15 protein-coding genes, 1 rRNA gene and 1 pseudogene are annotated in these 15,739 nt (G+C 42.0%); all 17 read right to left on the reverse strand.

Annotated elements, in window-relative coordinates; translation table 11 throughout:
• A 16S ribosomal RNA gene (locus EBQ12_RS18665) occupies positions 1-130 on the reverse strand; the annotation flags it as partial.
• Between the two features lie 342 nt (positions 131-472).
• Positions 473-1,972 carry a lysine--tRNA ligase gene (gene lysS, locus EBQ12_RS18670; RefSeq protein WP_025206611.1) on the reverse strand — a complete coding sequence of 500 codons (1,500 nt, stop codon included), beginning with the start codon at positions 1,970-1,972 and terminating at the stop codon, positions 473-475.
• A gap of 90 nt (positions 1,973-2,062) precedes the next feature.
• A complete protein-coding gene (gene dusB, locus EBQ12_RS18675) occupies positions 2,063-3,064 on the reverse strand; it encodes a tRNA dihydrouridine synthase DusB (protein WP_125590990.1) in 1,002 nt (333 codons plus the stop codon).
• Entirely contained in the window at positions 3,057-3,290 is a 234-nt protein-coding gene (locus EBQ12_RS18680) for a helix-turn-helix domain-containing protein (RefSeq protein ID WP_008341798.1), read from the reverse strand. The genes dusB and EBQ12_RS18680 overlap by 8 nt, the downstream gene beginning before the upstream one ends.
• A complete protein-coding gene (gene folK / locus EBQ12_RS18685; protein WP_125590992.1) occupies positions 3,242-3,745 on the reverse strand; it encodes a 2-amino-4-hydroxy-6-hydroxymethyldihydropteridine diphosphokinase in 504 nt (167 codons plus the stop codon). Before folK ends, EBQ12_RS18680 begins: the two co-directional genes overlap by 49 nt.
• Complete coding sequence (gene folB / locus EBQ12_RS18690; protein ID WP_125590994.1) at positions 3,742-4,104, reverse strand: dihydroneopterin aldolase; 363 nt, start codon at positions 4,102-4,104, stop codon at positions 3,742-3,744. The genes folK and folB overlap by 4 nt, the downstream gene beginning before the upstream one ends.
• Entirely contained in the window at positions 4,097-4,954 is an 858-nt protein-coding gene (folP, locus tag EBQ12_RS18695; RefSeq protein ID WP_047946846.1) for a dihydropteroate synthase, read from the reverse strand. Before folP ends, folB begins: the two co-directional genes overlap by 8 nt.
• 9 nt (positions 4,955-4,963) lie before the next feature.
• The gene (gene pabC, locus EBQ12_RS18700; RefSeq protein ID WP_125590996.1) at positions 4,964-5,812 is read right to left on the reverse strand and encodes an aminodeoxychorismate lyase; all 849 of its coding nucleotides are present in this window, start codon (positions 5,810-5,812) and stop codon (positions 4,964-4,966) included.
• Positions 5,809-6,402 carry an aminodeoxychorismate/anthranilate synthase component II gene (pabA, locus tag EBQ12_RS18705; RefSeq protein ID WP_008341810.1) on the reverse strand — a complete coding sequence of 198 codons (594 nt, stop codon included), beginning with the start codon at positions 6,400-6,402 and terminating at the stop codon, positions 5,809-5,811. Before pabA ends, pabC begins: the two co-directional genes overlap by 4 nt.
• A gap of 13 nt (positions 6,403-6,415) precedes the next feature.
• Positions 6,416-7,834, reverse strand: a complete 1,419-nt coding sequence (locus tag EBQ12_RS18710) for an anthranilate synthase component I family protein (protein WP_125590997.1) — start codon at positions 7,832-7,834, stop codon at positions 6,416-6,418.
• Positions 7,835-7,958: 124 nt separating this feature from the next.
• Entirely contained in the window at positions 7,959-8,882 is a 924-nt protein-coding gene (cysK, locus tag EBQ12_RS18715; RefSeq protein WP_017359310.1) for a cysteine synthase A, read from the reverse strand.
• Positions 8,883-8,959: 77 nt separating this feature from the next.
• Positions 8,960-9,868, reverse strand: a complete 909-nt coding sequence (locus tag EBQ12_RS18720) for a peptidyl-prolyl cis-trans isomerase (RefSeq protein ID WP_035391546.1) — start codon at positions 9,866-9,868, stop codon at positions 8,960-8,962.
• Positions 9,869-9,914: 46 nt separating this feature from the next.
• The gene (gene hslO / locus EBQ12_RS18725; RefSeq protein WP_007496169.1) at positions 9,915-10,790 is read right to left on the reverse strand and encodes an Hsp33 family molecular chaperone HslO; all 876 of its coding nucleotides are present in this window, start codon (positions 10,788-10,790) and stop codon (positions 9,915-9,917) included.
• A gap of 15 nt (positions 10,791-10,805) precedes the next feature.
• Positions 10,806-11,582, reverse strand: coding sequence for a type III pantothenate kinase (locus EBQ12_RS18730; protein WP_008341820.1), 777 nt, complete (start codon positions 11,580-11,582; stop codon positions 10,806-10,808).
• A 163-nt stretch (positions 11,583-11,745) separates the two neighbouring features.
• Positions 11,746-13,650 (reverse strand): ATP-dependent zinc metalloprotease FtsH, encoded by a 1,905-nt coding sequence (ftsH, locus tag EBQ12_RS18735; RefSeq protein ID WP_007496173.1) that lies wholly within the window; start codon positions 13,648-13,650, stop codon positions 11,746-11,748.
• A 95-nt stretch (positions 13,651-13,745) separates the two neighbouring features.
• Positions 13,746-14,285, reverse strand: coding sequence for a hypoxanthine phosphoribosyltransferase (hpt, locus tag EBQ12_RS18740; protein WP_007496175.1), 540 nt, complete (start codon positions 14,283-14,285; stop codon positions 13,746-13,748).
• Positions 14,282-15,704: pseudogene (gene tilS, locus EBQ12_RS18745) on the reverse strand (tRNA lysidine(34) synthetase TilS). The gene hpt and the pseudogene tilS overlap by 4 nt, the downstream one beginning before the upstream one ends.
• Positions 15,705-15,739 lie beyond the last annotated feature (35 nt).

Raw genomic sequence — 15,739 nt, forward strand, 5'->3', positions numbered from 1 at the left:
AGGTTACCCACGTGTTACTCACCCGTCCGCCGCTAACATCCGGGAGCAAGCTCCCTTCTGTCCGCTCGACTTGCATGTATTAGGCACGCCGCCAGCGTTCGTCCTGAGCCAGGATCAAACTCTCCGAAAAAGTACAAAACCGAAGTTTTGTTTTTCGCCAGTTTGACTGACTACCTATGAAGTATCATAGGATTTTTTTATAAAAACTCGAATTAACAGGTACGTTTTGTCTTGTTTAGTTTTCAAAGATCATCTTCGTTATCGCTCGTAAGCGACTTTAATATCTTAACATTTTTCTTCGGTTGAAGTCAAGAACTTTTTTCATTTTCTTTTTTCAACCTCGTTGCTGTTTTGCGGCAACGAATAATAATATACCATCTGGATTCTTTTCTTGCAATAGTTTTTTTAAAAAAAGTTTCATTTTATGAAAAATAAAAAGCGCCACAGATCAAATGGCGCTTTTGTTGATGTATTAACGGTTTCTCATTTGCGGGAAAAGCAGTACATCTCTGATTGATGGAGAATTTGTTAGTAGCATGATTAATCGGTCGATACCGATTCCTAGTCCGCCTGTTGGCGGCATGCCATATTCTAATGCTTCAACAAAATCGTCATCCATGAGATGCGCTTCGTCATTTCCTTCTTCACGTTCTTTTAATTGAGCTTCAAAACGTTCTCTTTGGTCGATTGGATCATTCAGCTCGGTGAATGCATTTGCATGCTCGCGACGCACGATGAATAGCTCAAAGCGGTCCGTGAAGCGCGGGTCTTCAGGATTTTTCTTAGCTAATGGAGAAATCTCGACTGGGTGCCCGTAAATAAAAGTAGGCTGAACCAGTGTTTCTTCTACTTTTTGCTCGAAGAACTCATTGATAATATGACCTACTGTCATGTTTTTTGTGATTTCAACACCGTGATCAGCAGCATGCTGTTTTGCTTCTTCTACAGACATCTCTTGCCAGAAGTCTACACCTGTCGCTTCTTTGACTGCTTCAACCATATGGAGTCTCTTCCATTCAGGTTTTAGATCAATTTCATCTTCTCCATATTGAATCGTTGTTGTTCCTAGTACCTCTTGAGCAATATGAGCAATCAAGTTTTCCGTTAGGTTCATGATATCTTTATAGTCTGCATATGCTTCATACAGCTCAATCATAGTAAATTCCGGGTTATGACGAGTTGAGACTCCTTCATTACGGAATACGCGGCCAATCTCGTATACTTTCTCTAGACCACCGACAATTAGGCGTTTTAAGTGCAGCTCGATCGCAATACGCATATAAAGCGGCATATCAAGTGCATTGTGATGAGTAATGAAAGGACGAGCTGATGCACCACCAGGGATGCTATGCATTGTTGGTGTTTCAACTTCTAGGTATCCTTTTGAATCTAAGTATCTTCTCATTGATTGAATGATTTTGCTTCGCATGATGAACGTCTGCTTACTTTCTGGATTGACAATCAAGTCAAGGTAACGCTGACGATAGCGTTGTTCTACATCTTTTAGTCCGTGATATTTATCAGGGAGCGGGCGAAGTGCTTTTGTCAGAACCTCAAAGCTAGTCGCTTTAATTGAAAGTTCTCCTACATTCGTTTTAAATACGGTTCCCGTCACACCGATAATATCGCCTAGGTCCGAGCTTTTGAATAATTCGTAAGCTTCTTCTCCTACACTATCTTTACGCACATAGATTTGAATTTGTCCTTCTAAGTCTTGAATGTGTGCAAAGCCAGCTTTCCCTTTTCCGCGTTTTGTCATCATACGGCCAGCAATTGTTACTTGAGCTGCTTTTTCTTCTAAGTCTTCTTTTGAAAACTCGTCATATTCAGCAATAATTTGTGCAGATTGATGAGAACGGTCATATCGTTCACCGAATGGATCGATACCCTCTTCTCTCATTTTATTCATTTTGTCACGTCTTACTTGGAATTGATCATTTAATTCTTCGTTATTAAGCCCTTCATTACTCATTTATATCACTCCAATAATGTATTTTGCAGAGAAAAGCAGAAAAACTGCCAGTACGTGCACTAGCAGTGAGCTACAAAAAGAAAGATAGTCTTATCCTACTTTTATTCTTTGAAGCTCTTTTGCCTCGGCTTCGATCGTAAAGTCATCTAGAACTTTTACAAGCTCCGCTCTCGTTTCACTTTGATTGATTTGGTTTCTTACATCTGCATTGCCTCGGACACCTTTTAAGTACCATGCTGCATGTTTTCTCATTTCTCTGACAGCCACATGCTCGCCTTTCAGGTCTATGAGTCTGTCTAAGTGAAGTTTGCACACAGACATTTTCTCACGCACATTAGGCTCTTCTTTTAGTTCACCCGTTTCTAAATAATGAACCGTCCGGTAAATCATCCACGGGTTTCCTAGTGCGGCTCTTCCGATCATGACAGCATCTGCACCCGTTTCATCAAGCATACGTTTTGCATCCTGAGGGGTTTTGACATCTCCATTGCCGATGACTGGAATGGAAACAGATTGTTTGACCTCTTTTATAATATCCCAATTCGCTGTTCCTTCGTACATCTGTACACGTGTCCGTCCGTGAAGCGCAACCGCTTGTCCACCTGCTCGTTCAACAGCACGGGCATTTTCGATAGCGAAGATATGGTCTTCGTCCCAGCCCATTCTCATTTTCACCGTAACAGGTTTATCTACAGCATCTACAACAGCAGAGACCATTTCATAAATCTTGTTTGGATCAAGTAGCCATTTCGCTCCTGCATCACATTTCGTAATCTTCGGCACAGGACATCCCATATTAATATCAATAATGTCCGCCGTTGTATTCTGGTCTACAAACTTGGCCGCTTCTACGAGCGTGTCCTTTTCTCCCCCAAATATCTGAAGGCTCAACGGTTTTTCACGTTCATCAATGTACAGCATGCCCATCGTTCTGGCATTATTAATCAAGATCGCTTTGTCACTGACCATTTCAGCGCAGACTAAGCCCGCTCCAAACTCTTTCACCGTGAGTCTGAAAGCAGAGTTACACACACCAGCCATTGGTGCGAGCACTACTTTGTTTTTAATTTCGATATCTCCGATTTTAAACATCATGTCCCCTCCTTTCTTCTTCAAGAATTGGTGAAAGTTCTTCCACCGTTATATTTAAAGCATCTGCTATTTGACCAACCATTTGGTTTGTTGGTAATCGATTGCCTCGCTCAATTTCCCCTAAGACAGAGACAGAGATGCCCAGTCTTTTGGCGAACCCTTCCTGAGTATACCCTTTTAGCTTTCGGTATGCACGAATTCTTCTACCCCACATGTCTTTTTCCATATGCTTACACCTTCTTGGTCTGTTACGGCGTTTATCTGGGCTTCGCCGATTTCTGGGCAAATCTCACTCATCGGAACAAGAACGAATAAACGTTCGTACATTCTAGGATGCGGCACTACAAGTTGTTCTGTTTCAATATTTTCACGATTATAAAGTAAAATGTCAAGGTCAGCTGTCCGAGGACCCCACCTCACTTCTCTTGTTCTGCCTAACTCCTTCTCAATGTTCTGAGTCAGTGATAGAAGTTCTTCAGGACGAAGCGAGGTGGAAATCTTCACAGCCATGTTCAAGAAGTCATCCTGATTCTCGTAGCCTACAGGTGTTGTCTCATATATAGATGAAATGGATTCAACTTGAACACCTGGATATTCGTGAAGTTTTTTGACAGCTTCTTTTAAGTAGGTTTCCTTTTTTCCTATGTTTGAGCCTAAAGCGATATAAGCTGTATTGTTCATGCGCGTGATCTCGTCATTTCAATGGCAACGGACTGATAGTGTCCTGGAATTGGCGGATCTGGTTTGATTACTTTTACTGTACATTCTTGAACTGTCGGAAAGTCCTTTAACACTTGATTTGCAATTCTTTCTGTCAGCGTTTCAACGAGGTTCACTGGGGCCCCTTCTACAATATTTTTGCAGATGTTGTAGAGCTCAGCATAGTTGATGGTCTCATTTAGGTCATCCGTTTGTCCTGCCTTACTTAAATCCAGTGAAGCTGTTAGGTCCACACGAAAGCGCTGGCCTAGTTTATTCTCTTCTGCAAATACACCGTGATAGCCGTAAAATTCCATTCCGTTTACATATACTTTATCGATGATAAGCGCCTCCTTTATTCAGCATGGCATCCATCATTTTTGCCATTCTTGCGATTTCTTTTACATCGTGCACTCGGACCATCGCGCTGCCCTTTTGAATCCCAAGACAGACCGTCGCACCCGTTCCTTCAGTACGTTCTTCAGGCGGCAGGTCTAAAACTGCACCGATGAATCGTTTGCGGGATGTTGCTAGAAGCAGCGGATACCCTAGGTGGCAAAAATGTTCAAGTTCATTCATGACCATGAGGTTGTCAGTTTTATTTTTCGCAAATCCTACACCAGGATCTAATATGATCATGTCATCACGGACACCCGCTTGTTTCACAATGTGAACACTTTCTTTCAGATCTGCAATCATATCTGAAATCAGATGGGTGTAATTCCGCTCTGGTCGATTGTGCATTAAGATGATTGGCACGTTGTGCTTCGCTGCCACATGCGCCATTTGAGGATCAGCTTTCGCCCCCCATACATCATTAATGATTGAGGCTCCCGCTTTCACTGCCTCATCTGCGACATGGGCTTTATACGTATCAATAGAAATAGGTATGTCCAATTCTTTTGTGATCTTCTCAATGACAGGAATGACCCTTGAAAGCTCCTCTTGCTCTGAGACAAGTGCCGCTCCCGGCCGAGTCGATTCACCGCCAATATCAATAATATGCGCCCCATCTTCTATGAGCTGCGTTGCATGAGCTAGCGCTTTATCAATTTGATTGAATTTTCCTCCATCTGAAAAAGAGTCCGGTGTGACATTTAAAATGCCCATGACCAATGTCTTTTCTTCATAACTAAGGGTATGGTGCTTGGCTTGTATGATTTTAGGCTGCTTTATCAATTGTTGTGTCATTGTGTCCACCTACTCTTTATGTTCTAGACGTTCTTTTGTATATTCTGTTCTCAGCTTGGTCGAAATCGTTCGGTTGTGGTTTTGCAGGACGGTGTCTCCGATATTTTTAAAAGGCACAATTCCCTGAACCGAATTGGTCATCCACGCCTCATCAGCTGAGAGCAAGTGTGAGAGTGGATATCTTCCTTCTATTAGTGGAATCCCCGAAGCTTGCAGCGTTTCGATACAATATCGACGGGTAACCCCGTTTAAAATGCCGGTATCAAGTGAAGGTGTATAGATCACATCTTTTTTTCGCCAAAATAGATTTGACGTAATTCCTTCTGCCACATCGTCTTCTTTTGTTAAAAAGATCCCTTCTACAGACGGATCGTTCCCTACTTCTCTTTTCGCCAGCAGGTTGTTCATGTAATGATGCGACTTGAGCCGTCTTGGACCTTCCGGTGTGTTTCTTCTTGTATCAAGAATGATTCCCTGTTTTTCATCTACTATTGATTCTGGCCGGAATGGGGAGATCATCACAAAAACAACAGGCTCCTCATAAGGGTCTGCAGAAAATCCATTGCCTCTGCCCGCAGAAACATTGAAGCGGATCCTCGCATGACCGTCCGTTATTTGGTTTTGATTGAATAATGTTTGAATGATGTCGAGTACAAATGGTTTCTCTATTGTGGATTCGATGCAAAGGTCACGCAATGATTGATTGAGCCTTTCAAGATGCCAGTCTAACAAGAAGACTTGTCCTGCTAGAGAGGTAAATGTTTCGAATACACCGATGCCATATAGAAAACCATGATCAAAAGGAGAAAGAGTCGCGTCTTTCTCCTCTATATACTGACCGTTCAGGTAAATGATCATGCGTTTACTTCATTCCCCTTTTTACGATAGGTTTCAATGAAATTTCTGAGCATTTCTTTACCGAAGGACGTCATAATCGATTCTGGATGGAATTGAACACTTTCAATCGGAAGTTCTTTATGGCGAATGGCCATGAGTTCGCCTTCCTTTGTGCTCGCTGTTCTGACAAAGCACTCCGGTAGCGTCTCGTCTTTAACAATTAATGAATGATATCTCGTTGCGACGAGCGGATTTTGGAGTCCCGTGAAGACACCTTTGCCGTCATGTTCAATCTCTGATGTTTTCCCATGCATTAACCGCTCCGCACGAATGACATCTCCACCAAATACTTGTGCAATGGATTGATGACCTAGACAGACACCGAAGATCGGAATCTTCCCAGCAAAATGTTTGATCGCTTCCATACTAATTCCTGCTTCATCCGGACTGCAAGGTCCTGGAGAAATCATCAGAAAGTCTGGCTTGAGCTCTTCGATTTCTTGAATAGTGACTTGATCGTTTCGTTTTACAATCAGTTCTTCCCCAAGCTCACCTAAATACTGAACCAGGTTGTACGTAAATGAATCGTAATTATCAATCATTAATATCATACTCTGCTCACCTCTAACTCAAAATAGTCTCTTCTTTGCTCAACTGTAATGCTTTTTTCACTGCATAGGCTTTTTTAATCGATTCTTTGTATTCGTGCTTTGGTACAGAATCGATGACAATGCCTGCACCTGACTGCATGAAGGCTCTGCCCCCTGTACAATAAGCCGTGCGAATGACGATATTAAAATGCATATCTTGATTGAATCCAAACCAGCCTATAGATCCAGTATAAAGCCCACGCCTTGTCGGCTCAAGCTCTTCTATGATTTCCATTGTTCTCACTTTTGGCGCACCTGTAATTGTGCCGCCTGGGAATACAGCTCTCATGACATCTACTGCATCACAATCATCACGCAGCTCCCCTTGGACATTTGATACAATGTGCATCACGTGTGAATATTTCTCAATGGCCATAAACTCGTTCACCTTGACTGAGCCATAAGTAGACACTCGTCCAAGATCATTCCGCTCAAGATCAACGAGCATCACATGTTCTGCGCGTTCTTTTTCATCTTCAATGAGTTCTTTTGCCAGCGCTTGATCTTCCGCATCATCCTTGCCTCTTGATCTTGTGCCAGCGATCGGTCTTGTTTCGAGCTGAATGCCTTTTTTCTTAATAAGCAGTTCTGGAGATCCACAGACAATTTGGAAATCTGGCGTGTGCAGATATGACATATATGGAGATGGATTCACGTGACGTAATGTTTTGTATAAATGATATGGGTGGGTATGAAGCTGTTCATCTTGTCTAATCGATAGGTTCACTTGGAACACGTCACCGCTGGCGATATATTGTTTAATCGTTTCTACAGCTTCCCCGAAAGCTTCTTCAGTAAAAGGTGCAGCAGGTACACATTCCGAAGAAGACACATTGACAGGTGAATGTGCTGATTCTTCTGATGTGCTTGTCCAGCTTTGCTTTAATTTTTCGAGTCTTTGATGAACTTCACTGACAGGTTCGTCTCCTTCTGTATGAGTCATCAGCCAGAGGACGTCTTTATTATGATCAAAGACAGCGACATCATTGAATACGAGGAAATACAAATCAGGCGTCTTCAAATCATCGATGGACAGCATTTTAAAATGCTCGATATATCTTGCGTAATCATAGCTTAAAAATCCAATCGCTCCACCTTGGAAGTCAGGATATTCATCGTTCGTTTCGGTTTGTAGGGTTTGAAACCAATCAGCAAATGCCCTAAAAGGATCTCCCTCTTTGAACAACACCTCATTCTGATAATGGATGGTGGTCATCCCGTCCTTCCCTTTCGCTTTAGCGATCGGATGAATGCCGGCAATACTGTATTCTCCGCCACGTGCACTTTCAAGAAGGACGTGATGTGATTCATGAGCCGTTAATTGTTCGTATCGTTTCAAGAATGCATCTTTCGTAAAAGGAATTTTGATGCCCATCGGCCTACGTTGTGTCATGTTATCATCCTTTTTCATTTTCATTAATCTTATTGTAATGCAATCCAATTTATTTAGAAAATAGTATTTGCTTTCCATCTTCAGAATTCATAAAAAAACCCCAGCAAATGCTGGGGTGTATTGTTTAATCAAATTGATAAAGCGGCGTACTAAGGTAACGTTCACCGTTACTTGGAATAATCGCTAGAACTTTTTTCCCTTTACCAAGCTTCTTCGCTGTTTGAAGCGCTGCATAAATGGCTGCTCCTGAAGATATACCACCAAGGATTCCTTCTTCTTTCGCTGCCTTTCTTGCAAGTTCAAATGCATCTTCGTTTTTCACTTGGATAATGCCGTCATATACTTCTGTGTTCAAGATAGATGGAACAAAGCCTGCTCCGATGCCTTGAATTTTATGCGGACCTGGTTTCCCGCCTGATAGTACAGGAGAATCTGTTGGTTCTACCGCATAAAGCTGAATAGATGGAATGGCTTCTTTCAGGACTTCACCAGCACCTGTAATCGTACCACCCGTACCAACTCCTGCAATAAATGCATCAAGTTCGCCGTCAAACTGTTCAAGAATCTCTTTCCCTGTTGTGCGGCGGTGAATCTCAGCGTTGGCTTCATTGCTGAACTGCTGAGGCATGAAGTATCCGTGCTCTTCCGCTAATTCTTCTGCTTTTTTGATGGCACCTTTCATTCCTTCTGCACCCGGTGTTAAGACAAGCTCTGCACCGTAAGCGCGTAAAAGGTTGCGGCGCTCCTGACTCATTGTATCCGGCATAACTAAAATCGCATTGATTCCTTTTGCAGCCGCGACCATCGCAAGACCGATTCCTGTGTTTCCGCTTGTTGGCTCAATGAGTGTGTCACCAGCTTTTAATGTACCTTTTGCTTCAGCATCTTCGATCATCGCTAACGCAATACGATCTTTTACACTGCTGCCTGGGTTCATATATTCAAGTTTCAAGTAGACATCCGCACTGTCTTCATCTACTAAACGGTTTAATTTAACGACTGGTGTATTTCCTATTAGTTCAAAAACTGAATTTGCAATACGAGCCATCACTAACACCTCTATCTCCGAGTAATTTTATTGTATTAATATTAAATTATCAATTTCGAAAAATTTTGTCAATGCTTTTAGTCCTGCTCTCCATCGTAAAACCATGTGACTTTTGCTTCTTTCCACAGGGTTTTGACATTCGCCTTTTCACCCAGATCTTCCATGGCGATCTGCCTTTTGATCTGATCTTTGACTTCTTCATAAGAGAAGGAGCGGCCATTTAATTTTTCTTTTAATTGTATGATGGCATAACCATTTTTAATCTCGATCGGCTCTTTCGTCCATTCATCTGGCTTAAGCTTTTGGGCTTCTTGTATGTATAGGGCTGGAATGCTTTCTTGCTCTTCTGTGACAAATCCAAGATCTCCGCCGTAAGGAGAGGTATATCGATCGGTGGATCGTTCAGCTGCTACAGCTTCGAAACTAGATCCGCCCTTTAAATCTTTTAATACACTTTGTGCCTCGTCTTTTGTTTTCACAACAATGTGGCGAATTCGGTATGAGTCATCATATTGATACAAGTCTTTGTTTTTTTCATAAAAGGATTTGGCTTCTTTTTCAGAAACGACCGCATCTCTCGTTAGAAGCTGTTCTAATAAAATTTGATAACGAATCTGCTCTTTCCATTCCTTTTCGCTTGTATGACCGTCTTCGTAGAAATTATTAGATACCGCTTTCAGCATCAGCAGCTCACGATTGATCTCTTTTGAAGATACCTCCAGTTTGTTTTCTTTCGCAAGCTGATTGACTACCTTCTGATTGATCATTTGTTCAAGTGTTGCCTTTCCGTAGCGGTCTTCCATTTTCTTTAACCATTCTTGACGTGTGACTTTCTCTTTCCCAATAGAAGCAATTTCTTCACCGCTCTTCCCATTTGAAGAAGCCTGCGACATTTGTGATTTTGTTAATACATATGCAATGACAACGGCATTAATCATGAGCAGAACGAGGATAAATGTCCATACCACTCTTGCTTTCAGTCTCATCTTTCGTCTCCTTTCCATTCTAAAAAGAAAACCCGCTGCTTAGAGCTTAGCGGGTTATTTCTTCACGTAGCTCTTCTAGCTCTTCTTTTGTAAATACATACGTTTCGTTACAAAAATGGCATTGAGCTTCTGCTTGTCCGTCTTGTTCAATCATATCCTCAATTTCGGCTTTCCCTAGGCTGATAATACCGTTGGCAAACCGTTCTTTTGAGCAGTTACAAGAAAATTCGACAGGTACAGTTTCTAAAATTTGAGGTTTTTCACCGAGCACTTCTTCTAAAATTTCTTCAGGAGTCATCCCTTTTTCAATCAGTTTAGAGATTGGTTCAATGGTTGATAATCTCTTTTCGAGTCTTTCGATGACTGCATCTTCTGTTCCAGGCAGCAATTGAATGATGAAACCGCCTGCTGCAAGGATCGAGTTATCTGGATTGACAAGAACACCCACACCTACAGAGGATGGCACTTGTTCAGAGGAGACGAGGTAATAAGTAAAGTCATCTCCAATTTCACCTGAGACAATTTCTGTTTGCCCTGTAAAGTGGTCTTTCAGTCCGATATCTTTGACAACACTTAACGTTCCAGATGTTCCAACAGCACGTCTAACGTCCAGCTTCCCATGTTCATTTAAATCAAAGTGAACTTGTGGGTTTGAGACATATCCGCGCACCTGACCTTTTGCGTTTCCATCCGCAATGATGGCTCCGATCGGCCCACCGCCTTCAATTTTGACAGTTAATTTATTCTCGCCTTTCAGCATGGCTCCCATCATGACAGTCGCTGTCATGGTTCTGCCGATTGCAGCTGAAGCAGTTGGCCACGTATGGTGTCTTCTCTGCGCTTCGTTGATTGTATCTGTTGTGTTCGCAGCATACGCACGGACTTTCCCGTCATATGCTAACGCTTTAACTAAATAATCCATTTTGATTAAACCCTCCTATAATACACCGACACGATTGCGTTCATAAATTAATTGAAGTCCTTTTAATGTGAGGAACGGATCGACAATATCAATACAGTCTGATTCATTTCCAATCAATGTAGACAAACCGCCTGTTGCAATGACTTTCGGTGTTTGTTTGGCTTGCTGCTTCATCCGTTTCACTATGCCCTCGACTTGACCAACATATCCATAAAGGATGCCGGATTGCATCGCACTGATGGTATTTTTTCCAACAATGTGATCTGGACGGACAATTTCAATTCTCGGCAGTTTTGCCGCTCTTGTATATAAAGCCTCTGTTGAGATGGTAATACCAGGTGCAATCGCCCCACCCATGTATTGTTTCTGTTCATTGATATAGCAGTAGGTTGTGGCCGTTCCAAAGTCTACCACAATGAGAGGCGCCCCATACAGGTGAATGGCCGCCACTGCGTTCACAATTCGATCAGCGCCGACTTCCTTTGGATTATCACACATAATGTTTAATCCAGTCTTCATGCCAGGCCCAACGATTTGAGGAGTAATGTGAAAATACTTTTCGCACATTCTTTCCAGAGCAAACATCATTGGCGGGACAACAGAAGAAATGATAATCCCTTCTATCTGGTCAAACATCAGCCCTACATAGTCAAATAAGGATCGGATTGCCATACCAAATTCATCTTCTGTTTTATGACGGCTTGTTTCAATCCGCCAATGGTAGTTCAAATCGCCATTATGATAAACACCTAAAACGGTATTTGTGTTTCCTACATCTATCACGAGTAACAACTTCATCACCACTTTGAATAGTGTCTCAAAAAGAGCATTTTTCGACTTTCTATCATACCATACACGAATTGAGTTCCATTTGTAAACAATTCGAAACCGATCCATTCATGAATCGAAATAAAAAAAGCTGCCGGTGAGCCCGACAGCTTTTTATAGAAGGAGATTAAATCTCCTCGTCTTCTTCTTTTTTCTTGATGTTCACTTTCACATCATCGTTTTTCTCTTCGTCATCTGCGTATACACGCTCTGGAAGCTTTCCAGTATCGTAAAGAGATTTAATTTGTTCAGCATCTAATGTTTCCACTTCTAGAAGAGCTTGTGCGATGATTTCTAGCTTATCTTTATTCTCAGTGAGAATTTGTTTTGCACGTTCGTAGCTTTCTTTGATGAAGCGCTGAACTTCTTGGTCAATTTCATAAGCGATCGCTTCACTATAATTCGGCTCGTTGTTGAAATCACGGCCAAGGAATACTTGACCTCCTTGTGCTTGACCGAATTGTAGAGGACCAAGTTTATCAGACATACCGAACTCTGTGACCATTCTTCTTGCAATGCCTGTTGCACGCTGGAAGTCGTTGTGAGCGCCTGTACTTACTTCACCAAACGTAATTTCCTCTGCAACACGACCGCCGAGCAAGCCGACGATTTTATCAAGAAGCTCTGGCTTCGTTTGGAAATAACGGTCTTCTCTTGGAAGCATGACCGCATATCCGCCTGCCTGACCACGAGGAACGATCGTTACTTTATGCACCATGTCAGCTTCGTCAAGGACAAGTCCAATGACGGTATGACCTGCTTCGTGGTACGCCACGATATTGCGTTCTTTCTTCGAAATGACACGGCTTTTCTTAGCCGGTCCAGCAATGACACGGTCAGTTGCTTCGTCGATATCACGCATATCAATTTTCTTTTTGTTTTGACGGGCAGCAACAAGTGCTGCTTCGTTTAGTAAGTTCTCAAGATCTGCCCCAGAGAACCCTGGTGTTCTGCTTGCAATGGCTTTCAAGTTGACTGTATCATCAAGCGGTTTGTTTTTCGCATGAACCTTCAGTACTTCTTCACGGCCAATGACATCTGGGCGGTCAACCGTAATTTGACGGTCAAAACGTCCCGGACGTAGCAATGCAGGATCTAGGATATCTGCACGGTTCGTTGCAGCAATGATAATAATCCCTTCGTTGGCACTAAAACCATCCATTTCAACAAGAAGCTGGTTAAGCGTTTGTTCACGCTCATCATGACCACCACCAAGACCTGCTCCACGCTGACGACCCACTGCATCAATCTCATCAATAAAGATTAAGCAAGGTGCATTCTTTTTCGCATTTTCAAACAAATCACGTACACGTGATGCACCGACACCGACGAACATCTCGACGAAGTCAGAACCACTGATGCTGAAGAAAGGAACGCCTGCTTCTCCTGCAGATGCTCTCGCAAGCAATGTTTTACCTGTACCTGGAGGTCCTACTAGTAAAACCCCTTTAGGGATTCTTGCGCCAAGCTCCGCAAATTTACGTGGATCTTTTAAGAATTCAACCACTTCTACGAGCTCTTGTTTTTCTTCATCCGCACCGGCAACATCTTTAAATTTCACACGTTTCTTCTCTTCTGTGTAAAGCTTCGCCTTACTCTTACCAAAGTTCATGACACGGCTTCCACCGCCTTGAGCTTGGTTCAATAAGAAGAAGAACAGGATAAAGATGATGATGAATGGAATGATGGTTGTCAGAACTTGCAGCCATCCATTTGTTTCAGGTGCTGGTTCTACTTTTACATCTGTATTCTTCAGTGCACTGTAAATCTGGTCAACACCTTGACCATCTGGAACATGGGTAATGAAGTATTCATCTTTCTTCGCGCCATCTAATTGACCACGAATTTCATAAACCCCTCTTACAGGCTGGATGGAGATACTCTCCACTTTTCCCGCACTTAAATTTTGCGAAAATTTGCTGTAAGACATGTTCTCAGGCTTTTGATTAGGGGATCCTAACCAACTGACAACCCCTATCACAAGTAATAAAATAAGTATATAAAAAATCGTATTACGAAAAACCCGATTCATTCCTTACCTCCTCCCACAGTAAGCACAACTATGTTCAATAGTATCATAGAAAATCATTCCAACACAACCAATAACCTCATGTAAACGTGTGCTCATTAGCCTTCGTAAACAGATGGTTTTAACACTCCAATATACGGGAGGTTTCGGTAACGTTCGGCAAAATCCAATCCATAGCCAACAACAAATGCATCTGGTACTTCAAACCCAACATAATCTGCTTTGATGTCTGCTTTGCGGCCGCTTGGTTTATCAAGCAATGTCACAATTTTAATGGAGTTTGCTTTACGGTATCGGAAAAGCTCTACCAGATAACTCAAAGTTAACCCACTGTCGATGATATCTTCCATAATTAGAATATCTCTTCCTTCAACAGAAGTATCTAGATCTTTGATGATCTTCACTTCTCCAGAAGATACGGTAGACTTTCCGTAGCTAGATACATCCATAAAATCAAGCTCTAAATATGTATCAATGTGTTTGATCAGGTCTGCCATGAATGGAAGAGCCCCTTTCAAAACACCAATAGCCAGGGGAAATTTACCATCATAATCGCTGGTTAATGTTGCACCCAGTTCTTTCACTTTTAGCTGGATCTCTTCTTCTGAGATCAAAATCTTTTCAATATCTTGTTTCATGCTTTTGCTTGCCCCCTACAAATTTTCGTGCTGTCTATATTGTAATACAATGAGATCGCTGTTTGTCATATCAATTTCTTCAAAAACGGATTTTTTCAGACCTGGGATCCAGATGATTTGATGATCCGAGTCAGTGACGATCGGCCAGCTGTCTCTTTCTGCAAGAGGCACTTTTTTATCAATAAATATATCTTTCACCTTTTTTGATCCATTCATCCCTTTAAGTTTGATTCGATCACCGTTTTTTCGTGAGCGAATGATCAAAGGAAGACGAACATGATCTTTTTGAAGCAAGAAAAAATGGTTTCCGTTCCGTGCATCCTTCGGAACATGATTTGATACCAAGATAGACTGTCCATTCGGGAGAAAAAGTTCCTCGCCTAGCTCACCTTTTAAATGATGAGTATATGACTGATCTATGACAAGCGATCGTTCAAAGGTAAACATACAGTGATCATAAGATTTGACAGCTTGTAAACCTTTTGGCAAATCTAATGATCCAGACGGTTGATCAGTATGAGATAACCAGTCCAAAGTCCCTAGAATATGCTGGTTTGAAAACGCTGATTGAGTGTTTTCATAAAGATAGTTTAATATTAGTTGAATGCCTCTTCTTTGTAAAGGCAAAGGCAGGTCAAGCAAAGGCTTCGTTTTGATCTCAATTTGCTTAGGCGTTTGATTCGTAATGACTTGATGCATTTGATCCTTTGTTAATGCCTGCAAGTACTGCTCATCCTCAGTCAGCATGTCACTTACAAACTGAAAGCTTTCATGCACATGAGGTGCCTCTTCTTTTAACACGGGAAGAACGTGTCTTCTGATCCGGTTTCTCAAGTAGTCATCGGTGTGATTGCTTTGATCAATGACATAAGGAACTTGTTCTTTTTCGCAAGCAGTGAGTACATCATCCTTAGAATATCCAATCAGCGGACGAATCAGCCACCCTTCTTGAAAAGGGCGCTTTGCTTGCATACCTGCGAGTCCTATTCCAACAGTACCCCTTGTCAGCCTCATCACCATTGTTTCTACTTGATCGTCTCCATGATGTGCAAGCGCTATAAATTGAGCGTTGTACTGTTCCATCAATTGACGAAAGAAAGCATATCTGCACTCTCTTGCAGCTGCCTGTTTGTTTAAGCGGTTTTCTTTTGCATATTGGGTGACCTGTATACGAGCCGATTCAAAAAGGATCTCATGCTCTTTACAGTACGCTTCAACAAATGCCAAATCAGCAAAGGATTCTTCTCCTCTGAACATGTGATCTACATGGGCTGCAATCAGCTGAAAGGAACCTTTTCGACGTTTGTTTAGTTCATGCAGCAAGAGCATAGAATCTGGTCCGCCAGAAACCCCGACAATGACTGTCGTATTTTCAAGGAAAACATCATGTTTTTTCAAAAAAGATTCAATTCTATTCACAACTTCCTCCTCACAAAGAGCAGGTAATTTAAAGA

Source organism: Bacillus sp. 2B09, assembly GCF_003946835.1.
Classification (GTDB): domain Bacteria; phylum Bacillota; class Bacilli; order Bacillales; family Bacillaceae; genus Bacillus; species Bacillus altitudinis.